Genomic DNA, 25999 nt, shown 5'->3' on the forward strand with positions numbered 1-25999 from the left:
GTCGAGAAAATCAATGCGCTTCCAGCCAGTTGATGCCGGTGCCGGCCTCTACTTCGACCGGCACATCACCGAGCGAGAGGGCTTCACTCATCTCTTTCAAGATGATCGTCTTCGCCGTTTCCACCTCGTCCTGAGGGACTTCGAAGAGGAGTTCGTCATGCACCTGCAAAAGCATGCGGGTTTGGAGACCGGCTTCGGTGAGGGCTTTATCGACGTTGATCATCGCCAGCTTGATCATATCCGCCGCGGTGCCTTGGATGGGGGTGTTCATGGCCATGCGTTCCGCACCACCACGCACACTGGCATTGCCGCTGGCGATGTCACGGATCACGCGGCGGCGTCCGGTGATGGTTTCCACATAGCCATAGCGTTTCGCATCCTGGACGATCTGGCCCATGTAGCCATGGATGCCGGGGAATTGCTTGAAGTAATTGTCAATGATCGTGGCGGCCTCGCCTCTGGGGATGCCGAGCCGTTGAGACAAACCAAAAGCGCTGATGCCATAAATGATGCCAAAGTTCACCATCTTAGCCGTGCGTCGCATCTCAGGCAGCACGCCATCCAGAGGTACGCTATAGACGCGTGCTGCGGTGGCTTGGTGAATGTCTTGGCCGTTTTGGAAGGCTTCGATCATGGCCTTGTCATCACTGAGGGCCGCCATCACGCGCAGCTCGATCTGGCTGTAGTCAGCACTCAGCAGCACCCAGCCCTCGCGACCGGACACAAAAGCTTTACGGATCTCTTTGCCGGAGTCAGAGCGGATGGGGATGTTCTGCAGGTTCGGATTGCTGGAAGCCATGCGTCCTGTCGCCGCCATGAGCTGATGGAAGGTGGTGTGCACTCGGCCATCGGCCTTAGACACACTGCTTGGCAGCGCATCCACATAGGTGTTCTTCAGCTTGGTTACCTCGCGGTATTCTAAGATGTCCGCGATGATCGGATGCAGCCCCATGAGGGATTGCAGCACCTGTTCGTTCGTCTGGTATTGGCCGGTGGCCGTCTTCTTGGGTTTCTCCAACAGCTTGAGTTTTTCAAACAGGACCTCACCGAGTTGTTTCGGGCTGTTCAGGTTAAAGGGGCCTCCCGCATACTCCTGGATGCGACGGTTCATCTCACCCGCTCGCTTCTCAAGTTCCAGACCAAACTCCCGCAGCGCCTGCACGTCCACTTTGACCCCTTCATGCTCCATGCGCACCAGCACGGGCAGCAGCGGGCACTCGATCTCATAGAAGACACGTTCCGCGCCGTGGTTAGGCAGCAGAGGACGTAGCTTCTCGGCGAGCTGCCAAGTGACATCGGCATCCTCTGCCGCGTAGTCGGCGATCTTCGTCGGATCTGCTTCCGCCACATCGGCCATGGTGCTTTGGCTGAAGAGATCATTCTTCTCGGTGCCGATCAGTGTGGTGATCGAGACCGGCGTGTAACCGAGCACTGACTCGGAGAGATAGTCCATGCTGTGGCGCTGATCGGGTTCAATCAGGGAATGCGCCAGCATGGTGTCAAAGAACGGTCCTTTGACCTCCAGCCCCTTGGCCAGGAGGACGCTCAGGTCAAACTTGATGTTATGCCCGATCTTTTCGGTTTGAGTCTTCGTCAACACCCCGCGGAACTCTTCCAGCACTTTAGCGGATTCCCCTTGGTCGCGAGGAAAGAAAACAAACCAACCCTCATGAGCTTGCCAGGAAAACGCAATGCCGACGATCTCCGTATCGCGTGGGTCGAGAGACGTCGTTTCCAGGTCAAAGCAGAACCGGGGCTGCTTCGCAAGCTGTGCGATCAATGCTGCTCGTTCACTGGCGGTGTGGACCTGATGATAGACGTGCTCGGTATCGGCGATGCTACGCAGCAGGGTAGGGGGCTGTGAAGCCACCTCTTCGGTTGCGAAAAGCTCCCCCGTCGGTGCAGGTGTTGCCTCCTTGGCAAGCTGCCTGCCACGCCCCGCCTTGAATTCATCCCCGAACAGGCGACGCCCCAGGGCATTGAACTCGAACTCGGTGAACAATCCCTTCAGGGCCTCATCATCGTGACCACGCACAACGAGGCTCTCCAGTTCCACCTCGAGCGGGGCCACGTGCATGATCGTGGCCAGCTCGCGGGAGAGCAGCGCCTTATCTTGATGCAGTTCCACCTTCTCCTTCTGCTTGCCCTTCAGTTGGCCCACATTGGCCAGCAGATTCTCCAGGCTGCCGAATTGCTTGATCAGGCTCGTGGCCGTCTTCTCGCCAAAGCCCGGGATGCCCGGGATGTTATCCACGGCGTCGCCCATCAGTGCCAGCACATCCACCACCTGCTCCGGGCGATCGATGCCCCAGCGCTCGCACACCTCTTTGACCCCGAGGATCTCCACATCGCTGCCCTGGCGGCCGGGTTTGTAGATCTTCACTGTCTCGGATACGAGTTGACCGAAGTCCTTATCCGGCGTCACCATGTAGGTTTCATAACCCTTTTCCTCCTCCGACCGCTTGGCCAGGATGCCGATGATGTCATCCGCCTCATAACCATCGCGCGTCAACAGTGGAATGTTCATCGCCGCGCAGAGTCGGTGGATCTGCGGGATGGCGTTGGCTAGGTCCTCCGGCATCTCCTCACGCTGGGCCTTGTATTCGGGAAAGATCTCATGGCGCGGAGTCGGGGCCGAGGTATCCAGCACCACCGCCAGGTGAGTCGGCTGCTGGTTTTTCAGGATGTCCAGGAGGGTATTGGTGAACCCGTAGAGCGCCGAGGTATTCAGCCCATCACTGGTGCGGATGGGGTTTTTGATGAAAGCAAAGTGCGCGCGATATAGCAGCGCCATGCCATCGAGGAGGAAAAGACGTTTGGACATTCAAAAGTGAGGCTAGCGAGAATGCGCGAGGGGTGAAGTGGAAATGCTTCAGAGGCATTGATCTGCGGCTTGGCGATAAGAAAACCGCACCCTGCCCATGTTCCGTTTTGTCGTCCTTTGATGCTTTTTGTCTAGCTTTTGCATTTCGGGGCTGAGTTCAGGGCGGTTTTTGTTGTATGGATTTGGAAACCAATGTTTTAAAGGCATTTCAGTGTGGCTCATGGCTGGCTCAAAATGGCGCTTGCGTGAATGACGCAGATCAAGTCCTACAGGTGATTGCGGGGGCGCTGAGAATGCCGGAGAACCTTTCATTCCGCATCCGGGAAATTAGCTCTGAAAAAAGCAACTGCATTCTCAGGGACTGGAGCTTCTTGCTTGTCCGCCTCGGTGGAAAAGACTGCCCCGGGTGAGCCGCAGAGAGGATGAGAAGCTCGAAAGCATCTCGACCCGGCGTTTAAAACTTAGGTGGGCCTACAAAGGTAGGCGAGCTTTTGGGCGACATGAGGGAGGCCGAAAACTCGCAAAGCATTTGAACGTCCATTTTCACCCACGCGGGCACGTTCACTGGAAGAATCCAAAAGCGTTTGAATGGCTTTGGCGATGGATTTCGGGGTAAAGTCAGCTTCTAAAAAATGCTCTCCAGGCTTGCCAAATTCGGTTTCAGGAAAGCCTTCGAAACGAGTGAGCACACATGGAAGTCCGCACGCCATGGCTTCGGGGATGACGCCTCCCAAGCCCTCTAAGCGCGATGGGAAAGCGAAGATGTCAGCCATGCGAAAGTAGTCTTCCGGATTATCGACAGCTCCTGTGATCCGAACGGATTGGGGCGTGGACAATTGATCGAGGAGGCCTTGGAAACCACGCTGAAAGTGCTCTTGCTCACGCCGCAGGGAAGCCGTCAGATGAGTCTCCCGTGGGCCATAAGGTCCGACAAAAATCAAGGTGGCTGTCGGGTAGTTTTTTTCAATGAGCAGCCATGCCGCCAATAGCAAATCGGCCCCTTTTCGAGAGATGACACTGCCCATAAAAACGATGATTGGGCCGTCAAGATCACCGAAGCCTAGCGTTTTGCGCAAGAGACGCTTCTCATCGTCTTCCGCAGGTCTGAAGCGGCCGTCATCAACCGGGAAGGGAATGATGTGGAGCTTACGAGAAGAGATGCCCAAGCCTCGATAAAGTCTCACGAAGGCACTGGAATAGACCGTGAGTCCATCGAAGAGCTGAGTGAGTAAGATGGTTCGCATCTGCCATTTTAGCTTACCGAACCAACGTGGCAGGTTTTCCTCAAATTCTGGGAATATTGTGAGGGCTAAAATAAGTCGGATGCCTCTTTTTTTAAAAAGCCAGTAGTAGCGGGCTAATTTCCAGGTGAACCCAAAAACAATGACCGTATGCGGATAATCGCCTTTGCTTTCCCACAAGGACAGGGCGGCTTGGGTGATATTCTCATCGAGTTCGCCCGGGGACATGAGTGCTGCGGGGCGGGGCTTGATTTCAGAGCGGTGGATCGTGATGCTGTCCAGTTGCGTTTCAGGCTCTGGAGCAAGGGATGTTTGTGCCGTATGGACACACATTTGTATGCCATGTTTCTGCAGCTCGGGACCAAGTTGGCGATATTGCGTTACAACTCCCGTAAGGTGCGGATAAAATTGACGAATAATCAGAGCCAGTTTGGATGATGTCTTCTGCGGCGCTACTTCTGAAGCCTGACCATCCGTAGGACCAGTGGTCGATAGGGATGGAGAATGGTGACTCAAGCGGGGGAATGGGGGGAGAGCCGAGAATAGACACTGAAGTCGTTTTCATCAATGAAGGTAACCTTTATCAATAGATAGAGTTTGTTTGTGAGTTCTTTGATGGTGTATTCATATGCTTAAGATTTGAACACGGGGAGTGAGTTAAAAAGAAAAAGTATTATTCGGGGGCCTTTGTTTCGATTGGCATAGGCTGTCGAAGTTCGCTCTTGATCCATCTTGCACCAAAATTGTCATTAGTTAGGCTCGGTTTGGGAAAGCAGAGGTGGGCTGACATGAGGATTGGAGGGAGGGCGTTGGTTTCCTCATGAAAGCTTTCCTGCTTACTTTGCTCCCAGGCTTGACCCTCCTCACGACTTCTCTGCCTGCGGCAGAGATGACGGCGGCGACAAGACGGATTGATGAATTGTTGGCCCGAGGCTGGGAGAAACATCATCTGCAGCCACACGCTCCGGTAGGGGATGAGGTCTTCCTACGCCGGGCTTATCTGACCGTGGTGGGCCGCATCCCGACGCTGGATGAGGCGCGCAGCTTTCTAGCCTGGCAAGAGCCGACGAAACGCGAAAAGCTGATAGATTCCTTACTCGCCTCCGAGGGTTATGTGCATCACTTCTTCAACTACTGGGCGGATGTCTTCCGGGCCCAGAGTCAGGGCGTGGCAGATAGTACCACGGCTCAGAACTACCTCAACTACCTGCGGCAAGCTTTGCGGGATAACAAACCGTATGACCAACTGGCACGTGAACTGGTGAGCAGTGAAGGGGCTTGCTTTGAAAACGGCGCTATTGGCTACTACATGCGTGACCGGGGCATGCCGTTGGATAATCTCTCCAACACCACCCGCATCTTTCTGGGCACGCGCATGGAGTGTGCTCAGTGCCATGACCATCCCTTTGATAAATGGACGCAGAAGCAGTTCTACGAGATGGCGGCTTTCACCCATAACATGACGGCATCCGCCTACCGTTCGCCTGGAGCGGAGGAGGTTCAAAAACTGATCCGACAGGACAAGTCCCTCGATAAAGAAACTCAGGATCTCATGCGCCAGGCCATCACGGAGGTAACACGCCCCCTGCGTGATACTTGGGTCAAACAAAACAAAGCAGCTCTGCGTCTGCCTCATGACTACAAGTATCCTGATGCTAAGCCCAAGGATGTGGTGCAGGCCTCGGTGATGTTTGGTAAACCGGTGAGCCTAACCAAGGATGCCAATCAGGCCAAGGTCTTCAGCGCCTGGCTCACCGCTCGTGACAACCCACGCTTCACCACCGTGATTGTGAACCGTCTGTGGAAGAAGGTGTTTGGGCTGGGGCTGATCGAGCCGCTCGATGAGTTGATGGATGGCAGTGTGGCTGCCAATCCTGAGCTGGAAGCGTTCTTGGAGCGGCAAATGGTGTCCATGAAGTATGACATGAAGGCCTTCCTCAAGATGCTGTTGACGACCCAGACCTTCGCCCGAGTGAGCCTCCCCGAAGTGGGCATGGGTGAGCCGTGCTATTTTCAAGGGCCTGTGTTTCGCCGCATGTCAGCCGAGCAGGCTTGGGATTCGCTAGTGACTCTCGTGAACCCAGAGCCTGATTCCATCAACTGGACCGCGCGTGAGCGGGAGAAACGTGAGCTCGATAATCGTCGTCAACTTGCAGGTCTGCTGGATCTGACGGAAGCCCCCTTACTCTTCGAGGCCTCGGAACGAGTGGCTGTGGCCATGCGTGAGCAGAACAAGGAGTTTGATCAATTACGCAAAGAACTGGATGTGGCGCGTGCTCAAGAAGACAAAGACAAGGCCAAGGAGATCCAACGCCGGTTAGGGGAAAGTCAACGTATCCTGAGGCAGACGGTCTCCCGTTGTTTTTATGAAGCTGCCCAGAAGTCCAACAACAAGGAAGTGCAGGCAAAGCTGGCCGAAGTAGGTGGAGATGGGCCGATGGAGATGGCCATGATGAGCCTCATGGAGAGTGCGCGAGTCGATGCCAGCGATATGCCTGGCGAAGTGATGGATCTGCAGCAGGTCCAAGCGGATGCGAAACGGTTAGGCATCCAGGATCAGAAGACGCTGAAGAGCTATGTGACTTACCGCAAGAATCTGCATCAAACATGGAGTCGCGCCGCCGAGCTGACCTCACCCGCACCCCGTGGACATTTCCTGCGCGAGTATGGTCAGTCGGACCGAGATGTCATCGAAAACTCCAGTGATGAGGCCTCGGTGCCTCAGGCTCTTGCCATGATGAACAGCAGTCTCGTCTCGCAGATCACTGGTGGCTGGTCCGTGCTCTCTATGAACTTGCGACAAGCCAAGACTGACGAGGAAAAGCTGGAGGTGCTCTATCTCTCCATCTTCTCGCGTCTGCCTACGGAGCATGAGCGGGATGTGATGAGTCAGCGCCTGGAAAGTTACGCCGGCCGCCAAACCCGATGGGAAGATGTGGCCCTTGCAGCCTTGAGCACTCAGCAATTTTTGTTTGTGAAATAGTCGGCGTTTCAAAGTCACCCGAGACGATTTTCTCTCACTCAATCTTTTCAAAAACGATGAATATGAATGCCTCCTCTTCCTTGCGCTGTGAGCTTGATCGCCGCCGTTTCATGACTGGCGCTGCTAAATCGTTGTTAGGTGTCGGTTTGCTCCCCGCGGGTGAGCACTTTTTCAGTGGCAAGGCACTGGCTGCCGGGCAAGGCGCTGCGACGGCGCGTCAGGTGCCGACCGCACGCAGCGTGATCTATCTCTACATGACAGGCGGACAGAGCCATCTGGATACTTGGGATCCGAAGCCTGAGAACAAGGAGGTGATGGGGGCCACGAAGACTATCAAAACCAGTGCGGATGGCGTCTTGATCGGTGAGTATCTGCCTCGCATGGCCACGCAGATGCATCATGCTTGCGTGATTAACTCGGTGGCCACCAATACGGGGGCTCATGAACAGGCCAACTACTACATGCACACCAGCTTTGGTTTGCGCGGCACGATCAAGCACCCGGGTATGGGAGCGTGGCTGAGTTTCTATCAGGGAGCGGGAAATCCCTCTCTGCCGCCCTACGTTTACATCGGCAATGATAGCCGTCACCCTGGCGCTGGCTTTTTCCCGAAAAAGCATGGCCCGCTGATGGTGAATAATCCCGAGGCGGGTCTGCAAAACGTGCGTCCGCCGAAAGGAGTCAGCGAGGACCGCTTTGCCATGCGGCGAGATCTGGCCTCGGCCATGGATGTGGAGTTCCAAGCCGAATGGGCGACTCGCGGCGTGAAAGCCTATGCTGACATGTATGATGATGCCGTGCGTCTGATGAAGAGCGATGATTTACGAGCTTTTGACCTGACCCAGGAAAGTGATGCGGTGCGTCAAGCCTATGGCAAGGAGACTTTCGGTCAAGGGTGCCTGCTCGCCCGCCGCTTGGTGGAGCATGGTGTGCGCTTCATCGAAGTGTCGCTAGGAAGCTGGGATACCCATACGGCCAACTTCATCAACACGCCACGTCTCTGTGACGTGTTGGATATCGCGCTCAGTGCTTTGGTAGCCGATTTACAAGCCCGTGGTCTTTTGGAGAGCACGATGATCGTCGTCAGCTCTGAATTTGGCCGCACCCCCAAGATCAATCAGAACCAAGGTCGTGATCATTACCCCGTCTTCAGCAGCGTCTTGATCGGTGGCGGGATTCAGGGAGGACAGAAATATGGTGCCACAGATAAAGATGGAGCCCAGGTGGTGGCCGATAAAGTCTCGCCCCCAGATCTTAACGCAACCATTGGTTATGCCTTGGGGCTGCCTTTGGATCAAGTCATCTACTCACCGACCAAAAGGCCCTTCACAGTGGCGGATAAAGGACAGCCTCTGACTCAGTTGTTTGGTTGAGTGATTTTAATTTAGTCGCGATTTGCGAGTCGATGATAAAGATCTGCGTATTGGTCGAGAGTCTTTTGAAGATCGTGATGTTGTCTTACATGAGCGAGTGCTGACGTCGCCAAGCTTTGTCTAAGTTGAGGTTCGCTGCACACTCGACTCAAGCTTCGGGATAAGGCTTCGGCCGTTTCTTCCGTTAGCAGATAGTCTTTGGTAGGCTGTCCAAGCTCTTGGGCGCGGCCGATGAAATCTGTCGTGACGACGGGGACTCCGCACGCCATGGCTTCGAGCAGCACGTTTCCAAGTCCTTCATTCACAGAAGCGAAGGTAAAAACATCCACCGCTTGAAACCACGCTTCTGGGGACTTGGTCTCCCCTGAAAAGAAGATGCTACGATTAAGTTCCTGCCCAGCCAGCGATAAAAGTTTGTTATAATAGGTGCTTTGAAGGGCGGCTTCCTCTTGATTTTGCATGGTAGGCCGATCAACTGGACCGACGAGGAATAAAATCGCCTTTGGATTTTCGGCTTTTGTTTTGAGGAAGGCCGCGATGATCAAATCGACTCGTTTGCGGGGAGTTAAAACCCCCAGGTATAAAACAGCGATGGCGTCTTGAGGTATGCCAAGTTCCTTCCTGCGTTCTTGTTTTTGTTCGAGACTCGCGATGGAAAAACGATGGAGGTCAACCCCATTGCTGATGATTTGGATTTGCGCTGGAACAGCTCCTTCTTGAAGTCGTTCTTCAGCCATCGTTTGACTGCTGACGACAATCTTCTCGCAAAAGCTTTCCGTGAGTCGCCGTTTGATTTTTCTGGCAAAGCGCTTGAGCCAAAAGCCCTGGTTTTCTTGATGCCTGAGACCGATGATGGTAATGACCTGCAAGATCTTAGTCCGCGAGCGTTTGAGCTGCCTCAGGAAAGGAATGGAACTCGGGTGGAGGCCGAAAAATTGGACGACATCGAATTTTTCGCTGTCGTTGAGAATCAACTGTAAAGTCTTGCGATTGAGAGTTGAGTCCGCAAATAAAGGGTTGGGATCGGAGATGAATTCCCGATAGATCTCAATGCCTTCTTCAACGCATTTGCCTCTTGGTAAATCAGGATTTCTCGTGGTGCATACCACTTTCAAGAGGACATTGCGTGCTTGTAAACCCGGGATGTAACGCCGGAATCGTTCGGAGGCTCCACCCAATTCAGGGAAGAAATTCCGAGTCACCAGAAGAACCCTTGTGGGAGAAGATTCAGACGGTGAATCCATGTCACCTGAAAAGACCAATAGCGGTTTCGCGCAAATCCCGGACCAATGTTTTCAGCTTCTTGCGGAAGTGAAGTCGGTAGAGAGCTTTGGAAGCTATGTCTAACTCGCGATTGAGGTCCACCGAGTTCACTAGATCTCCAATGGGTCCCTTTTTGATGCATTTCAAAACACAGAGTGCATAGTCCACCTGATGATAAAGTAGTGCGATGAGGGCAAGGCGTGCGAGCTTTTTCTCGGGGTTCTCGAGATGTTGAACGATCCAGCGATGATCTCTCAGAAACAAGACATCCGAGTGAACGATTCTTCCTCGTGAGTAGGGAATCTGCTGGGAAGTGTACGCTTCATGCTCTGCGGTTTGAGCAGATCTCCAATAACGTTGGAAGATCCAATCGGCAGTGATGAATCCGTGTTGGCGAAGATGCAGTTCCATCTCACTGAACTGAGGCTGATTGTGATAAAGCTGCGCGAATTCGACTTCGGCCCGAATCCCCAGCAACCATTCACTGACCATTTTTGAGGCCCCTCTTAAGATCGCGAGCTCGCCGCCTTGAACGTCCACTTTGAGGAAGTCTGCATCTTGGAGTTGTTGCTTTTGGCAAAAAGCATCCAGTGGTTCTACCTGCATGGAGAACGAATTGACGATGCGGAAGTCATGATCCCGCCCTAACTCAGTTAGCAACTCCATGTTGGGCGACAATGTTGACGAGCATCCTGGCTGGCTGGCCAAATGCAAATCAATGCTGCCCTCGGTCTCTCCTAGTGCGACGGGGAAGTGACGTTCGCTTTTCCATCCGTCGCGATTGCTTTTGGCCACTAAGTTTAAGCGATCACATTCGGGGGTGTCGGGCTCAAACCCGATTGCGTTTGTGAACGGAGCGACGGGTAAAAAATCTTCCAGGAGCCCGCCACGGGAACCAATGTCAATGAGTTCGAGTTCGACTTCAAAAGCCAGTTTTCCTAAAAAGGAGGAGTCGAAAAGTTTGATGTTCGCTGGCATGAAAAGCTAAGATTTAAACGATCTCCGAGGATGCATTACCTCGACCATTAATTCACGGCAAGAGATTCACGGGATGGCAACTCGTCAACAGCTTCTGTAAAAACTTGTGCCCAAGTTTTTTTTCAGTGACATGTGTATCACATGAGGAACAGGACTTGCGATGCTGCATTACGCATTTATTCCTCCCCCTCAATGGCAATCACTCGTGACGCTTTCGAACTTCTCTGCTGGGCTAAACAGCAAAATTTACAGAATTGGGAGCATGTTCTGACACTTGGCAGGCAGTCTGTGATTCTTCAGCCTTGGGATGTTGCGAATTGGGAAGCGACTTCACGCAGCACCAACACGCTGTCTTCATTCACGAAGCGGGCTGAGGATGCGAGCGCTGGCGAGCAGCTATTCAAAGCCATCGGCGCAGAGAAAGTCGATTCGATGGACATATCAGACTATGAGGGTGCTTCGATCATTCATAATCTAAACCAGCCGGTTCCTGATCATCTTAAATTAGCCTTCGATGTAGTTTTTGACGGTGGGACTCTTGAGCATGTCTTTGACTATCCTACGGCTTTGAAGAATGCGCTGAGCATGGTTAAGCCTGGAGGTTGGTTTTTGGCGATCACTCCATCCAATATGTGGTGCGGTCATGGATTTTATCAGTTTAGTCCCGAGGTTTTTAGAACAATTTTGTCCGAAGTGAATGGCTTCAAACTGAAGATGATGGCTTTTGCATTGAGCACTTATAAAAAGGAGTATTGGATTTGGGATGCCGAGCAGGTGCAGCGCCCCGGCAGACTGGGTATATTCTCGAAGCATCCAGCCTGTCTGCTCATTGCGGCACAACGCATCTCTTCAGAGATTCCAGAGAAACTCTCTGTACAGCAGCCAGACTATGTCGTTCGCTGGGAGGCAGGTTCTGAAAAGCAGGAGATCAAAACGGCTCTCGCTCAAACTTCGGCACCGGTCCAGACCAAGAGTTTGAAGAGTAAACTTGTATCGATTCTTCCTTGGTCGATCCGGGGTCGCTTATGGCATCGGATTGCAGCAAAGCGAAATATAGCGCAACATCAGCGCGGTTTACACCGCGCCAATTCTCTAGTGTAAGCGAGTGGCCGATGGGGACTGAGTCTTCATCATTTATCCAATGAAGCTTGCACGCACGATGATGACCAGTTCAGCAGCCATGCTGCTGGATCATTTCTTCAAAATGGCGGCCATTTTTTTGGTGACGCCTTGGATGGCTGGTGGTCTCGGCAAAGAGCAATACGGACTCTGGCTTTTGGCGATGAGTCTCGTCGGTTATCTGGCCTTGATTGATTTTGGCATCACTTTGGCTGGATCAAGGTATTTGGCCCGTTATTTGGGTGCCGGGAATGAAAATCGATTGCAGGGCACGATTTCGGCTCTTCGCAAAATTTATCGGAAACTCGGTTTGGCCTGCCTGCTGGGTGTCCTGTTATTGACCGCAGGCTGCCTTTGGTTTTTTAGGGCTGAAGCTTGGAAGGAGGATTTGATTAGCATCGTGGTGACTTTGGGCCTCGGCACCTCGGTCAGAATCTGGTGCCGACTACCCGCAGCTTTGCTGCGGGGGCACTTAGCTTACACATCATTGGTTTGGGCCTCGATTGCGCGCACTTTGGTTCAAGCCGTTGGTGCTTGGTCGGTTCTTCACGCAGGTGCGGGTTTCCTAGCGCTGACGCTCATGTATTTGGCCGGAGATCTTTTGGAGTTGGCTTTGCAGCGGTTTTCTGCGCGGAGGTATTATCCAAGTCAAAGAGGGCTCACGCCGGACGAGCACAAGGACGAAAGTGCAGAGATTTTCCGCTATGCATTGCAATCTTTGAGCGGAGCTCTCGCCACGACTTTGCGGGGGCAGGTGCCGCCGCTTGGCATTGCTTGGGCGCTAGGGGTCGGAACAATCCCCATTTATTCAATCGCCATGCGCCTCGTTGGTGTGGTTGAAGATAGTTTGGGCGCGCTTTTTGGCGGACAATGGTTGTCGGCCTTCAGTCGAATGGAAGGCGGCGAAAACGCCTTACTAGAGCGTCGAAAGTGGATTCAACGGCTTTTGCGTTACGCTGCCAGCTTGGCTTCTGCTGCCATCGTGGGGTTGTTGATTTTAGGCCGCCCGTTTCTTGAGCTGTGGCTTGGGCCTGCTTTCGTCGAGAGCCATCAGCTGCTGCATATTTTAGCCGTGCCGACGGTGATCTATTTAGCTCAGTGGCCGGCTAGAGCTCTCATCGCCAGCTCAGCGGAGTTAGGTGCCTTCACGCGGTGGTGCTTTGTGGGTGCAGCGGTTGTTGCGGCGGGCAGTTTCGTGTTGCCCTTTTGGTGGGGAATCGCAGGAGTCATGTGGCTGATCGCGATTCATCACATCCTCATTTTTGGCGTTCTCTTGAGTTACTATGTCGGTCGTATTGTCCAGATATCACCGCTGACCTACTGGCTGCCCGCCGTGAGAATTGGGCTTGTGATGGCTTTTTGCGCTTGGGGTTACAGTCAGTTGGCCTCACCATTACTCGTGCCAAATTATTGGAAGCTTTTTCAGGCGGGCGTAGGGTTGGGGGTGGTTTGTTTGGTGGTGATTGGAGTTGTTGGTTTAAATCGTGAGGAGCGACATGGCATCTGGGGCATCGTCAAAAAGAGATTGGGACGGAGATAGTTCTTTAAGCAGCGGCGCAAAAGCGGGACGTTTCGAACGTATTTGTCAGGACGCATGTTTCCCTTCGATCCCACGGCCCATGCGCTGAGTGTAAACCGGCGCGCGTTCTTGTCTCAATCCGCCTACGGATTGGGTGGCATGGCCTTGGCGGGATTGGTTTCTCAGGCTCAAGCGGGAGTGGCGGGGGCCATGCTGAAGCCGCATCTGCCAGTGAAAGCACGTCGGGTAATCTTTCTATGCATGGCAGGCGGCCCCTCGCATCTCGAAACATTCGATTGGAAGCCCCAGTTGAAGGCATTGGATGGCCAAGCCTTCCCTGAGTCTTTTACGAAGGGGCAGCAGCTGGCCCAGCTTCAGGGGGCCGAGTTGAAGGCACGAGGGGCTTTTTGTGAGTTCAAGCGTTGGGGGCAATCGGGACAGGAGATTTCGGAATTGTTTCCTAACCTAGGCGGAGTCGCGGATGATCTGTGCATCATTCGGTCCATGCAGACGGAGCAGATCAATCATGATACCGCTCATGCCTTCATGAATACGGGCAGCATCATCAAAGGGCGTCCCAGCATGGGGTCCTGGCTGCTTTATGGGCTGGGCTGTGACACGAGTGACCTGCCCGGCTTTGTGGTGCTGACCTCAGCGGGTAAAACGGGGCAGCAGCCTGTCTCCGCGCGGCAATGGTCCGCAGGCATTTTGCCGAGTAAATATCAGGGCATCCAGTTTCAGGCGAAGGGGCAACCGGTGCACTATCTGGGGAGTCCTGACGGTGTCTGCCAGAGCACCCAAAGGCAGGTGGTGGAGGAGATTCAGCGACTGAATGGGATGCTGGCCGAGGAAAAGCTAGACCCAGAAATCCAGACCCGGATCGCTCAATATGAGATGGCTTTTAAGATGCAGGCCAGCGTGCCTGAGCTGACGGATCTGAAAAGTGAGCCTCAGCATATTCTGGATCTCTACGGGGTGAAGGAGCCTGGGGATGGGAGTTTCGCATCGAATTGCCTGTTAGCTCGCCGGATGGCTGAGCGTGGGGTGCGGATGATCCAGCTTTATCACCGAGCCTGGGATCATCATGGCGGGATTGTGGATGGGATGAAAGCGGCGGCTCAAGATGTGGATCAGGCGTCCGCCGCATTGATCAAGGACTTGAAGCAGCGAGGCATGCTCGATGACACCCTCATTCTTTGGGGGGGCGAGTTTGGCCGCACGCCGATGGGGCAGGGGACCGGAAGAGATCACCACATCTTAGCTTTCAATGTGTTCATGGCAGGTGGTGGTGTGAAGCCAGGCTTCAGCTATGGGGCTACGGATGAACTTGGCTATCGTGCGGTGGAGGACGTGGTGCATGTCCATGACCTGCACGCCACCATGCTGCATTTACTTGGGATTGATCACAAACGTCTCACAGTGAAGTTCCAGGGGTTGGATGTCCGGCTGACGGGTATTGCCGGAAACTTGGTGAAGAAGGTTATCGCCTGATCTTTACAACCAGGGGGGCTTTACGGCACTATAGCGATCATGCTGTGGCGCATTCTATCGGCACTCATCGTTTTGTTCTGGGCAATGATGACCGGGTTGATCATCCGGGACACCTACTTCCCAGATTATTCCCGGTTTGCCGTGGTTCCGCCGCGTTTTGTCTTCGACTTATTTCTGAGTGAAGCAGCAGCCTTTAATAACACGCTGCATCTTTATCACGAGAAGGAGCGGATCGGTCACACGACGTTCACGATTCGCAAGGATGGGGGCGAAGATCAGGTTCAAGTGCTCTATGCGCTTCTGGCTTCAGGCATGGTGACTTTTCCCGTGCCGAATGCCAAGGACCAAGACCTGAACTTCCGGTTGACCGCCGAGCTGGAGGACGCCGAGCGCTGGCATAGCCTGGACTTGGAGTTGAAATCCGGCTCTGCGGATTTGTTTGCTGTCATCCAGTGGAAAGTGGGAGACGAGTTGCCTCAGGTGGAGGTCAAAAAGGGCGGGCAAGTGGTGATGAATACCGAAATGATGAAGACGATGATGGCCATGAAGGGCGCTTTCGGGGGCGGATTCGAATGGCTGGCGGAACTAGGGACGGCCCAGTCGGCCGTGGCAGAGGCATCTCCGTTGCACGCTCGGGAGGGCATCATGGAGTTGGCAGGTAAAAAGCGGCGTTGCTACATCGTCACCTGGCAGGTGTTTCAGACGGAGGAGATCCGAATCTATTTCACGGAGGTGGGGGAGCTGGCCCGGATCGAATTGCCCCAAGACTATCGTTTCATCGAGCCGATGATGCATGGATTGGAAAAAGGCCTGAGCACCATGGAATGAGCAAAACATCAGCTCTCTCCAAAAGAAAAAGCGCCCTGTTGCCAGGGCGCTTTCGAGGGAGGTCTTGAGGTGGGAGAAAGAAGAAGTGCGGGCCTGCTACCAGCGCATACGGGCTCCGGCACGGATGGTCCGGGTTTCGTCGCCCAGGTCCATACCCAGGTTCATATCCACTTGCGGGAAGACGCGGAAGTAGGCTCCGAAATCGACGACCTTGCTGTCGTAATCGTCCGCACTGCTGACCGTGACACCAGCTTGCAGCTCAAGCCAATCGACCAGTTGATAACGCAGGCTCGGACGGACGTAAATGCCCGCATCCGAGTAGCTGATATTGCTGCCTGAAGAACTCAGGTTCGCATAGACGAGACCGATCTCACCCACGAAGTGAAGCTTGGGAGTGACCGCCATGTAAGCCCCACCACCGACGGTGATGACTGCCAGATCGTAGTCAGCTTCAGTCGCCCCACGGACATTTTTCTTACCCGTGCCGCTGCTCCAGTTGATGGTCCCCTTGAGGAAGAAAATAGTCGGCAAATCGATGGACAGAGTGACGCCTAAACCATGACTGCCATCCAGTTCCCCCCCTTGAGGATCGACATAACGATAACCTGCTTCCAAATAGCGATAGTGCAGCATATTGCTGCCCGCCATGCTTTGCTGGATGCCACCCCAAGAGTTTTGGGTGGAGGGCTGCTGGAAGTTGTAGGTTCCTGGTGGCGGAGGTGCCGAGGGGTCCATCATGGTCGGCCCCGCGTAAGGCGAGCCCATTTGAGGAGCTGGCAGAGAGGGAGACATGGCGGTGTAACCGCCCGTGTTTCCATAACTAGGACTTCCATAGAGCCCTGCGCCCGCAGGGGGGGCACCATAACTCCCTGTGGCACCTGGGTAAGAAGGGGCACCGGGATACTGCGCGCGGGCATTCGTGGCTAGGCACACGAGGGCCAGAAGAAAGGGAGCGAGAGCAGATTTCATGGGTTTATGAGAAATCTTTGATTATTCAGATATCTTAAATAATCTAAAATATTCCTGGCTGCACACTATTTTTTTCAATTTTCTTGATTTTTCAGTGATTGGAGTTGTTTACGCGTGGTGGCAGCTGTGCTCATCTGAGGAAACGAGAGGGGAAATCGATGAGCCATTCTCCTTCCCAAAAGAACTGTTCATTGGCACATCTTCATTGCGCTAACTCACCTCTCGGTAATTATTAGCCTACCCACTTTTTTGACCTGTGAGCCCCACTCTGAACGAAGCCGACTCTCCCTTTGATCTCGCCCTGCGGCCGGCGGATTTTGAGGAGTTTCATGGTCAGACCAAGGTGAAGGAAAACCTCCTGGTGATGGTCGAGGCGGCAAAGATGCGTAATGAGCCGCTGGATCACACGCTGTTGTGCGGCCCGCCGGGCTTGGGGAAAACGACGCTGGCCAACCTGATCGCCAGTGCGGTGGGATCACGTCTGCACACAACGAGCGGACCCCAGATCGAGCGTGCCGGAGATCTGGCGGGTATCCTGACCAATCTTCAAGAGCGCGATATCCTCTTCATTGATGAGATTCATCGCCTGCATCCCAGCATCGAGGAATATCTCTATCCAGCCATTGAGGACTTCCGCCTGGACATCATCATTGATCAAGGGCCCAAGGCCCGAACCATACGCATTGATTTGCCGCCTTTCACACTGGTCGGAGCCACCACGCGCGCGGGCATGTTGACGGCTCCCATGCGCAGCCGTTTTGGCATTCCGAATCGCCTGGATTACTACAACACCGAAGAGCTACAGCACATCCTCCTGCGCAGTGCCCGGCTGATGAAGGTGGAGATGGAGCCTGCGGGGGCTCTGGAAGTGGCACGCCGATCCCGAGGCACTCCGCGTATCGCCAATCACCTGCTGCGCTGGGTGCGGGACTATGCCCAGGTGAAGTCTCAGGGAATCATCACGGAGGAGGTGGCCAGTCATGCACTCACCATGCGGGACATCGATGAAACGGGCCTGGACGAGATGGATAAGCGCTTCCTGGAGACGCTCATTCATAAGTTCGAGGGTGGCCCAGTGGGGCTCAACAGTGTGGCCGTGGCGGTCGGAGAAGATGCCTCCACGCTTGAGGATGTACACGAGCCTTATCTTGTCATGCAAGGGTATGTGAAGCGCACGCCTCGTGGCCGTGTGGCCATGGCTGCCGCCTATCGCAAGCTGGGTCTCGTGCCGCCTGTCAGTGGTCAAGCTGAGCTGTTTTAACTTGGGACTCCACTGTTCTTTAGGGCTGCCTGTCGGGAATGGAGATAAATCCATAGTTATCCTAAGCTCTGGCATTTCTCGTGCTTTGACCGGGCGCACCTATGCTCTCTCCCATCCAAGAGTATCTCAAGACCCTGCATTCCCGCTACGCCTCAGTCATGGACGGGCATGTGGCCGATTATATCCCGGAACTGTCCAAAGCCGATCCTCGACATTTTGGCATCTGCATCGCCACACGAGACGGCCATGTGTATGAAGTCGGAGATACGCGACAGAGTTTCACCATTCAATCGGTCTCCAAAGCTCTGGCCTATGGATTGGCGCTTGAGGATCGTGGTGAAGAGCACGTCTTGGCTCGGATCGGGGTGGAGCCCTCGGGGGAAGCCTTCAATGCGATCAGTCTCAAGGAAGGCACCGGGGCGCCTTTCAATCCGATGATCAATGCCGGAGCCATTGCCACCTGCGGTCAGGTCTTACCGACGGATGAGCAGTCTCGGATTGAGCGTATTTTGGCCTACCTGAGCGGCTTTGCGGGCAGGCAGTTGGACATTGATGAAGCGATTTATCAGAGTGAAAGCGACACCGGTCACCGCAATCGAGCTATCGGTTGGCTGCTGCGAAATTTCGAGATCATTGATGAAGATCCGCATGAAACCTTGGAAACCTATTTCCAGCAATGCTCCATCCGAGTGACCTGCCGAGATCTCGCCATCATGGGGGCAACCTTGGCGAATCAAGGGGTGAATCCGCTGACGCAAAAACGCGCCATCGCGGCTGAGTATGTGGATAACGTGTTAGGCGTTATGGCCACCTGCGGCATGTATGATTGGTCGGGTGAGTGGGTTTATCGGGTGGGTTTGCCTGCCAAGAGTGGCGTAGGTGGCGGCATCCTGGCGGTGCTGCCGGGGCAGTTGGGCATTGGGGTTTTCTCGCCACCTTTGGATAGCCAAGGCAACAGCCTGCGCGGCATCCGCGTCTGCATGGACCTGTCTCACGAGCTGGCTCTGCACATGCTGAATCCTGCGGCCACACCGCGCACAGCCGTGCGCGTGGCGTATCATGGTGGCGAAGTCACGGCGAAGCGCCGCCTGCCCCCGTCCGCCCGGGAGACGCTGCGCCGTCATGGTTCACGCATCCAGGTCCTGGCGCTTCAGGGAGGTCTCATCTTCACCACGCTGGAACCCGTGATCCGGAAGGCCATTCAGTTGGCGGATGCGGGCTGTTTGCACCTCATCCTGGATATGCATGCGGTGGTGATGGCGGATGCGGTGAGTCTTCGCCTCCTCTCAGAGCTGCGTTCCAAACTGATTCAGACCGGGGTGCGCTTGGTCTTGTGTCAAACCGGACGCTGGAAAGCCAGCCTAACCGAGGCTGGTATCGCAGCCAGTGCGATCTATGACACCGAGGACGCGGCTCTTGAGGCCTGTGAAGATGCTTTGTTGCTGGAGGTTACGGGAGCCACCTGGCGATCCTTGGGCCCAATGGCTCTGGATCAATGCGTGCTCTTCCAGCATTGTAACGCTGAAGACTTGGCGATGATCCGGCAGGAACTCGCTCCGCGCGTCTATGAGCCCGGCCAAACCATGATTTCTGCGGGTGAACCTGCGACCGAGATGATGGTGATCTTATCGGGTAATGCCGAAGTCCAGATCCGCGATGAGGCGCAGAACCGGAAGCGTGTGGATGTGCTCACCTCGGGCATGACCGTGGGTGAGATGGCGTTTCTTGACGGCTCACCACGCTCGGCGGATGTGATCGCTCAAGATCAGGTGCGCTGTTTGGTGGTGCCCCGTCAGTGGTTTGTGGATCTCACGGAGAGGAATCCCGTCCTGAAGATCACTCTGCTGCAAGAGATGACCCGTGAAATCGCCGCGCGTCTGCGTCAGGCGAACATCGAGAACGGTGCTCGTCAGCGGGGGTGAACGACTACCCATGCTTTTTATTGAGATGCCGGAACGACTTGCACTGCGAGCATCTTATTCAATTTGCCAACATAACAACGCCACCTAATCTGGAGGCGTGCCCTCACACATCGTCGCATTTCTCAACTTCAAAGGTGGCGTCGGCAAAACCACCAACACGGTTAACATCGCTGCCATCATGGCGATGCACAAACAACTCGCCGGAAGGCGGGTGCTAGTGATCGACCTTGATCCACAGAGCAACACCACTCTTTGGCTGATCAATCGAGAGGGCTATCGAAAAGCTTTCGAAAACGACCTCACGATCCACAAGCTCTTCACCAGTTTTGAAAAAGGAGGTAAACCCGACCTCTCATCCTTGATCCAAACCGGTGTCTTAGAAAACCTCACGACAGGGGGGCGCCTCGATCTTGTTCCGGGGTCTTTCCAGATGCTGGAATTGGAGGAAAGGCCCTCTCTGGGACACCACATCAAGCAGGCTGATGGCGTCTTAGCGGCGGCGCTCAGACCTCTCCGAGAGGACTATGATTATATTCTGATCGATTGCCCGCCAGCTTGGTCTCTCTTTACCCGCAATGCGCTTCGTGCAGCGGATTTTATCCTGGTGCCTTACACGCCTGATTACCTCGCTCTGGAAGGTATCAAATGGATTAACCAACTTTTACGCAAATACACCCATGATTCGGCCCCGAATCGCGTGGCCAAGCTCGGCGGCGTGATTGTGAACCGATATCGAAACTTCCAGCCTGTGCAGGCAGCCTTGCTGGAAATGCGTGAAGTCTTGGACGTTTACAGCCAGCTGCAGAACCTCGATATCCAAGTCTTCGAACCGATGATCCGGGAGGCTTCTGCGGTGACGGATTCCAATAATGTTCAGCAAGCCCTTGTCACCGAGCGGCCTTATGATCCAGTGACCAAAGATCTTGTCGCCCTCACCCAAAATTTGATCACCTTTTTCCAACGCTTTCCCAAGCCTGACGCATGAGCACTTCTCCCCCCAAGAAAGCCGCAAAGTCTGCCGCCGCCCTTCCTGGTTTGAAAAAACTGCCTAGCCAACTCCGCGCCTTAGCGGATCAACTGGAGCGTCTGGGACCGGTGCTGAATCCTGCGGCAATCAAGACCGAATGGAGCAAGCTTACAAGCACAGTTGAACGCCTAAGTAAGCTTGAAGTCGACGACCTTCTAACCCCCTTGGACGATTATCTGGCGTGCCGTCAAAGCTGGCTGGAGGCTTGGTCGAAGGCTCCTGGTGCCATGGAAGCTTATTGCAAAAGCACCCTGGGGGCGAAGAGCAAAAGCCTAGCCGCAGAGCCCGGCGAAGACAGTGTCGAACATCATCTTCGCCTGCTGGGTTCATGTTTGGGCAAAGCTGGACAAGACGGTGTCAAAGCGGCCATGGCTGCGTCGCAACGTCCAGTCGAAGCCAAACCTCAAACTAACCTGATCCAGGATACGGATGCACGTGACCTTCTGCATCAGTTGGGGGGGCTGCCCGAAGATGAGTTCCTGGCTCTGGCTAAAAAGACAGACTTGTCGCTTTTGCAGCGTGCGGCTGGGCTTCTGGGTTTCAAGCTGACAGCCAAACTTTCTTCCGTCACTCTCAAAAAAGTGCATCGTGCCGCACTGCAGTTTCATCGCAATACCAGGGTGTAGGCGGAAGGGTCGCGTCGGCCACTCACGAGCCACCTCCTCGCCAAGGCACTCAATCAAAAGGCCCTCGGTTTTAAGTCGAGGGTCTTGAGGAGTGAGATGAGCAACCAGAGACTTACTTGCTCTTCTTGGCGGCTTTTTTAGCCGCTTTCTTGGCTGGGGCCTTTTTGGCTGTCTTTTTAGCGGCTGTTTTCTTGGCGGGCTTTTTCTTCGGCGCACGCGGTGTGGGATCTGCAATAGGAGCGGTGTCGTTCCAGTCCAGTTTCGGCGCATCACCCCACAGCTCTTCGAGGGCGTAGTATTCACGCTTCTCAGGAGAGAGAATGTGCACCAGCACGTTGGGGAAGTTGACGATCAGCCACTGGCTTTCGTAAGTGCCATCGCTGAAGAGGGGTTTTTCACCATGTTCTTCGCGCAGTTGCTCGACGATCTCATCGCGAACGGCGCGCAATTGAGGGTTTGATGACGCGGTGGCGATGACGAAAAAGTCCGTTACCGGCGAAAGGCCGCGCAGATCTAGGAGCATGATATTCTCCGCCTTCTTATCATCTGCATATTTGGCGCACAGGCGTGCGATCTCGATGGATTCCATGGTTGTATTCTTAGCAACCTACTCTGAACGCCACTTTTAGCTGGAAAGCAAGCACTCAAGCACAGGCTTTGGTTTCTGGAGATATTACGAGTTTCTTCTTGCGCAAAAACCTTATTCTAAGTCTTTTCACTGATATGCTGGTATTCCCCCCGTCCAAAAAAGCTTGGCTCGTTCGTTGGAGCTTTTGGTGCTCATTGCTGTGGCTAACGAACACGGTTTGGGCTGCTGGGGAGGTAGATCCGAACTTTAATCCCGACGCTAATAACAACGTCTATGCCTTCTCGATCCAGCCTGATGATAGAATCGTGATCGGAGGCAACTTTACCTCGGTGGGAGGACAGTCACTTTCCAGACTTACGCGCTTGCTGTCGAATGGTCTTTTAGATCCAAGCTTTCCGGGCTCGGTCAGTAGTGTCGTGTATGGATTGAATCAACAGGCTGATCGTAAGCTCCTTTTGTCAGGCTATTTTAATACCGTCAACGGACAAGCTCGTGGTAGTGGAGCTCTGCTGAGCCAAGACGGCGTGTTGGGAAGCGGGTTTAATTTCCAAAGCAATCAAAGTGTTGAGGTCGCGGTGCCTCAGGCGGACGGAGGAATCATCGTTGGAGGCTTTTTTACCCAGCTTATGGGAGCTACACGCAACTACATCGCACGGGTCAATGCAGGAGGTGAACTGGACACTGTATTCAACCCAGATGCCAACGATGTCGTTCGCACGGTAGCAGTGACTCCCGAGGGGAAAATCATCATAGCAGGATCGTTCACAACGATTGGCGGGACGAGCAAAACTCGCATCGCGCGATTGAATGCCGATGGTTCGCTTGATGACTCATTTCTGGGCACAGCCAATGGTTCGGCCTACGCCTTGCTTTTGCAGCCCGACGGCAAAATTCTTCTGGGAGGAAACTTCACCTCTGTTGGGGGAGTGACAAGGCAGCAACTGGCACGACTCAATACAGACGGCAGTCTAGACACCTCTTTTCCGAACCCAGCACTGAATGGACTCATCAATTCCATGGTGTTACAGGCCAATGGAAAGATAATCATCGGTGGACAATTCACAAGTGTTCAGGGCTCGCCTCGCAATCGGTTGGCTCGATTAAATTCGGACGGTTCGCTAGACTCATCGTTCGACCCGAATGTGAACAGCAATGTCCATTCTTTGATGTTGCAGAAAGATGGCCGTCTATTGGTCGGAGGTGTTTTCTCTATGGTCGGAAGTGAGCCTAGAAACTCAATTGCCCGGCTAACTAATGATGCGGCTGATGATCAGCTTGCGGTCATTAGTGGGAATGAGATTCAATGGCTCCGCGGAGGATCGTCACCTGAAGTCAACTGGACTGAGTTTGAGGTATCGATGGATGGCGGCACCCAGTGGGTGCTTCTGGGTAAAGGAGAGCGCATCAGTGGCGGATGGCAGATGACGAATCTCAATTTGCCGGATGGCGGATATATTCGAGCACGTGGGATTGTTACGGGCGGGCGATTTTCCGGCAGTTCTTGGTGGGTGGAATCTCTCAAAGGATATCATCGGACCATGGTGGTCGAACAGCCAGCCGGGCAGGCTCTCGAAAACATCACGTCGAGCGTGAACTTCGGTCCGGTCGCTCCAGACTCGTCAGCCACCAGAGAGTTTACGCTGAAAAATACGGGTGCAGTGGCCTTGGAGGGCTTGAGTTTCTCGTTGGTCGGCCTGCCTTCTTCAGGTTTTTCTATCAAAGGAACTCCGGCGACGACTCTGCAAGCAGGTGAAAATATGCAAGTGGCTGTAATCTTGACGGGTTCAGAGGTTGGAGACCAAGTCGGTTCCCTTCGTATAGTGAGCAATGCTTCACAAGATGCCTTTGATATCCATCTGACCGGGCAAGTCTTATCATTCGATACCGACAGCGATGGTGATGGACTTAACGACGCCTCTGAGCTGCAAATGGCAGCGCTCGGCTTCGATTGGCAGATCTCTCAGGGAGAGTTGGTCGCTACTTTGTTTGATCATGCTAGCAAAGCAGGGCTCTATACCGCAGATCAGGTGCAAACTTTAAACATCGGCGCGCGCTTGGTTCAGCGAAATGCCGCGACCCAGAGTTTTTCATTTTCGATTGGCCTGAAAAAATCAACGGATCTAGTGTCCTATGAAGATGTGTTTCTAACAGCTCCAATGGCCACTTTTACCGCTGAGGGTAAGCTGGAGTTTCAGTTGGATGCGCCAGAGAAGACTCAATTCTTCAGGTTAGAGGCACATTAGCATCACACTTGTCCAGGATCGGGTCTTGACGACTTGCTGAAGTGTCTTTACCTCGACCTCCTCCAACCGCTCATGACCCGTTTTCGCCCCTGCATTGATCTCCACGACGGCCGTGTGAAACAAATCGTGGGCTCAAGCCTGAGTGACTCCGGTAGCGGGCTGAAAACCAATTTCGTCAGTGACCGAGATTCGGCCTGGTATGCTCGCCAGTATCAGGAAGACGGGCTCACAGGCGGGCACGTGATCTTGTTAGGGCCTGGCAACGAAGAGGCGGCTAAGAGTGCTCTCTCCGCCTATCCGCAAGGGCTTCAAGTGGGGGGGGGCATCCGACCCTGCAACGCGGCGGAATATCTGGAGGCGGGGGCCAGTCACGTCATCGTGACCAGCTACCTCTTTGAGACCGATGGCACCTTCTCCGAGACGCGTTTGCAAAAAATGGTGGCGGCGGCGGGTAAGGATCGCCTCGTCATTGATCTGAGCTGCAAGGCGACTGCCAGCGGCTGGACGGTGGCCATGAATCGCTGGCAGACGCTGACGGACCTGCATGTTACCCCCGAGACTCTGAAATATCTGGCAGAGCACTGTGCGGAGTTTCTTATTCACGCCGTGGATGTGGAGGGTAAGTGCGAAGGCATGGATGAAGCCCTCGTCGTGTTTCTTGGCCAGCACAGCTCCATCCCGATGACCTACGCCGGGGGCATCCGCCATCTGGATGATCTGCGCCGCTTGGACGTTCTGAGTCACGGACGTGTGGATGGCACCATCGGCAGTGCCCTGGATATGTTCGGCGGCTCGGGCGCACGTTATGCCGACTGTGTCGCCTTTAATCGTCGTTAAACTCTCTTTTCTACCGCGTATAGACTTCTCCACTTTTGCCTCATGAAAATCATTCGTTATTCAGATTCCTCCGGTCAGATCGGTTATGCTGCTCAACAAGCCGATGGTTCGGCCAAGGTCATCCAGGGAGATATCTTTGGCAGTTTTGAAGTCACTGATGCGGTGGCAGGTGTGGCAAAGATTTTAGCTCCGGTGCAACCGACCGCCATCCTGTGCATCGGCCTGAATTACAAATTCCACGCGGAAGAGAGTGGTGCAGCGATCCCTGAGAATCCGGTACTGTTCATGAAGAGTCCAGGCGCTGTCCAGAATCCTGGTGATGCGATTCTGCTGCCACGCGTGCTGCGGAGTGATCAGGTGGATTATGAATGCGAACTGGCGGTGGTCATCGGCAAGACCGCCAAAAACGTGAGCAAGGAAAAGGCGCTGGATTATGTGCTGGGTTACACCTGCGCCAATGACGTCAGCGCTCGGGATTGGCAGAAGAATGGGGGCGGTGGCCAGTGGTGCCGTGGCAAGACCTTCGACACCTTTTGCCCGCTGGGACCCGTGCTGGTGACTCGCGATGAGATCGCCAACCCGAATGCTCTGGGGATCAAGACGATCCTGAATGGAGAGGCCGTGCAAGATTGGAACACCAATGATATGATCTTTGATGTACCGACCATCATCGCTTTCCTCAGCGCCAGCACGACCTTGCTTCCAGGGACGGTGATTCTCACCGGCACGCCGCACGGAGTGGGCATGGCCCGCAAGCCCCCTCTCTGGATGAAAGCCGGTGACAGCGTCTCCGTCGAGATCGAAGGGATCGGCACCCTGACCAACCCTGTTGAGGAAGAGGTGGCCTAAAGTGTCCTAGCGACGCGTCTCATGTGTTGTCACATGCATACGTGTCTTGGTCACACA

General features: G+C 54.3%; 19 protein-coding genes. 13 read left to right on the forward strand and 6 right to left on the reverse strand.

The annotated features are described in order from the left end of the window. Positions 1 to 10: 10 nt before the first annotated feature. Together polA and B5D61_RS09415 are read right to left on the reverse strand one after the other, a co-directional pair. Positions 11 to 2824 carry a DNA polymerase I gene (gene polA / locus B5D61_RS09405; RefSeq protein WP_078813087.1) on the reverse strand — a complete coding sequence of 938 codons (2814 nt, stop codon included), beginning with the start codon at positions 2822 to 2824 and terminating at the stop codon, positions 11 to 13. A 461-nt stretch (positions 2825 to 3285) separates the two neighbouring features. Continuing rightward, positions 3286 to 4581 (reverse strand): glycosyltransferase, encoded by a 1296-nt coding sequence (locus tag B5D61_RS09415; protein ID WP_078813089.1) that lies wholly within the window; start codon positions 4579 to 4581, stop codon positions 3286 to 3288. A 304-nt stretch (positions 4582 to 4885) separates the two neighbouring features. On the opposite strand from B5D61_RS09415, the gene B5D61_RS09420 reads away from it, so the two are divergent. Further along, positions 4886 to 7048 (forward strand): DUF1549 domain-containing protein, encoded by a 2163-nt coding sequence (locus B5D61_RS09420; protein WP_078813090.1) that lies wholly within the window; start codon positions 4886 to 4888, stop codon positions 7046 to 7048. Positions 7049 to 7110: 62 nt separating this feature from the next. Continuing rightward, positions 7111 to 8421, forward strand: coding sequence for a DUF1501 domain-containing protein (locus B5D61_RS09425; RefSeq protein WP_078813091.1), 1311 nt, complete (start codon positions 7111 to 7113; stop codon positions 8419 to 8421). A gap of 11 nt (positions 8422 to 8432) precedes the next feature. Here the strand turns inward: B5D61_RS09425 and B5D61_RS09430 are convergent, their stop codons facing one another. Then, on the reverse strand, positions 8433 to 9665 hold the full coding sequence (locus tag B5D61_RS09430) for a glycosyltransferase family 4 protein (protein ID WP_078813092.1): 1233 nt from the start codon (positions 9663 to 9665) through the stop codon (positions 8433 to 8435). A 1-nt stretch (position 9666) separates the two neighbouring features. Then, positions 9667 to 10662, reverse strand: a complete 996-nt coding sequence (locus tag B5D61_RS09435; protein WP_078813093.1) for an FkbM family methyltransferase — start codon at positions 10660 to 10662, stop codon at positions 9667 to 9669. 192 nt (positions 10663 to 10854) lie between these two features. Here B5D61_RS09435 and B5D61_RS09440 point away from each other — a divergent pair, with 192 nt between their 5' ends. The 4 genes from B5D61_RS09440 to B5D61_RS09455 all read left to right on the forward strand — a co-directional run bounded on the left by B5D61_RS09440 (position 10855) and on the right by B5D61_RS09455 (position 15619). Beyond that, a complete protein-coding gene (locus B5D61_RS09440) occupies positions 10855 to 11763 on the forward strand; it encodes a class I SAM-dependent methyltransferase (protein WP_078813094.1) in 909 nt (302 codons plus the stop codon). Positions 11764 to 11842: 79 nt separating this feature from the next. Continuing rightward, positions 11843 to 13321 carry a lipopolysaccharide biosynthesis protein gene (locus B5D61_RS09445; protein WP_176159326.1) on the forward strand — a complete coding sequence of 493 codons (1479 nt, stop codon included), beginning with the start codon at positions 11843 to 11845 and terminating at the stop codon, positions 13319 to 13321. Positions 13322 to 13375: 54 nt separating this feature from the next. Further along, positions 13376 to 14791, forward strand: a complete 1416-nt coding sequence (locus B5D61_RS09450) for a DUF1501 domain-containing protein (protein ID WP_078813096.1) — start codon at positions 13376 to 13378, stop codon at positions 14789 to 14791. Positions 14792 to 14830: 39 nt separating this feature from the next. Further along, positions 14831 to 15619, forward strand: coding sequence for a hypothetical protein (locus B5D61_RS09455; protein WP_078813097.1), 789 nt, complete (start codon positions 14831 to 14833; stop codon positions 15617 to 15619). Positions 15620 to 15715: 96 nt separating this feature from the next. Here B5D61_RS09455 and B5D61_RS09460 read toward each other — a convergent pair whose 3' ends face one another. Next, positions 15716 to 16588, reverse strand: a complete 873-nt coding sequence (locus B5D61_RS09460; RefSeq protein WP_078813098.1) for a hypothetical protein — start codon at positions 16586 to 16588, stop codon at positions 15716 to 15718. Between the two features lie 256 nt (positions 16589 to 16844). Here B5D61_RS09460 and ruvB point away from each other — a divergent pair, with 256 nt between their 5' ends. The 4 genes from ruvB (at position 16845) to B5D61_RS09480 (ending at position 21424) form a co-directional block, all read left to right on the forward strand. Next, positions 16845 to 17849: a Holliday junction branch migration DNA helicase RuvB gene (gene ruvB / locus B5D61_RS09465; protein ID WP_078813099.1), complete on the forward strand. Its 1005-nt coding sequence runs from the start codon at positions 16845 to 16847 to the stop codon at positions 17847 to 17849. Positions 17850 to 17950: 101 nt separating this feature from the next. Continuing rightward, positions 17951 to 19771: a glutaminase A gene (gene glsA, locus B5D61_RS09470; protein WP_078813100.1), complete on the forward strand. Its 1821-nt coding sequence runs from the start codon at positions 17951 to 17953 to the stop codon at positions 19769 to 19771. A gap of 97 nt (positions 19772 to 19868) precedes the next feature. Further along, a complete protein-coding gene (locus B5D61_RS09475; protein WP_078813101.1) occupies positions 19869 to 20756 on the forward strand; it encodes a ParA family protein in 888 nt (295 codons plus the stop codon). Beyond that, positions 20753 to 21424 carry a hypothetical protein gene (locus B5D61_RS09480; RefSeq protein ID WP_078813102.1) on the forward strand — a complete coding sequence of 224 codons (672 nt, stop codon included), beginning with the start codon at positions 20753 to 20755 and terminating at the stop codon, positions 21422 to 21424. The genes B5D61_RS09475 and B5D61_RS09480 overlap by 4 nt, the downstream gene beginning before the upstream one ends. A 112-nt stretch (positions 21425 to 21536) precedes the next feature. Here B5D61_RS09480 and rsfS read toward each other — a convergent pair whose 3' ends face one another. Continuing rightward, a complete protein-coding gene (rsfS, locus tag B5D61_RS09485; RefSeq protein WP_078813103.1) occupies positions 21537 to 22013 on the reverse strand; it encodes a ribosome silencing factor in 477 nt (158 codons plus the stop codon). A 98-nt stretch (positions 22014 to 22111) separates the two neighbouring features. Between rsfS and B5D61_RS09490 the strand changes: the two genes are divergently transcribed. The 3 genes from B5D61_RS09490 (at position 22112) to B5D61_RS09500 (ending at position 25942) form a co-directional block, all read left to right on the forward strand. Next, complete coding sequence (locus tag B5D61_RS09490) at positions 22112 to 24256, forward strand: choice-of-anchor D domain-containing protein (RefSeq protein WP_139373161.1); 2145 nt, start codon at positions 22112 to 22114, stop codon at positions 24254 to 24256. Positions 24257 to 24328: 72 nt separating this feature from the next. Further along, a complete protein-coding gene (gene hisA, locus B5D61_RS09495; RefSeq protein WP_078813105.1) occupies positions 24329 to 25093 on the forward strand; it encodes a phosphoribosylformimino-5-aminoimidazole carboxamide ribotide isomerase in 765 nt (254 codons plus the stop codon). 42 nt (positions 25094 to 25135) lie between these two features. Next, the gene (locus tag B5D61_RS09500; RefSeq protein WP_078813106.1) at positions 25136 to 25942 is read left to right on the forward strand and encodes a fumarylacetoacetate hydrolase family protein; all 807 of its coding nucleotides are present in this window, start codon (positions 25136 to 25138) and stop codon (positions 25940 to 25942) included. Positions 25943 to 25999 lie beyond the last annotated feature (57 nt).

The organism is Prosthecobacter debontii (assembly GCF_900167535.1).
GTDB lineage: Bacteria > Verrucomicrobiota > Verrucomicrobiia > Verrucomicrobiales > Verrucomicrobiaceae > Prosthecobacter > Prosthecobacter debontii.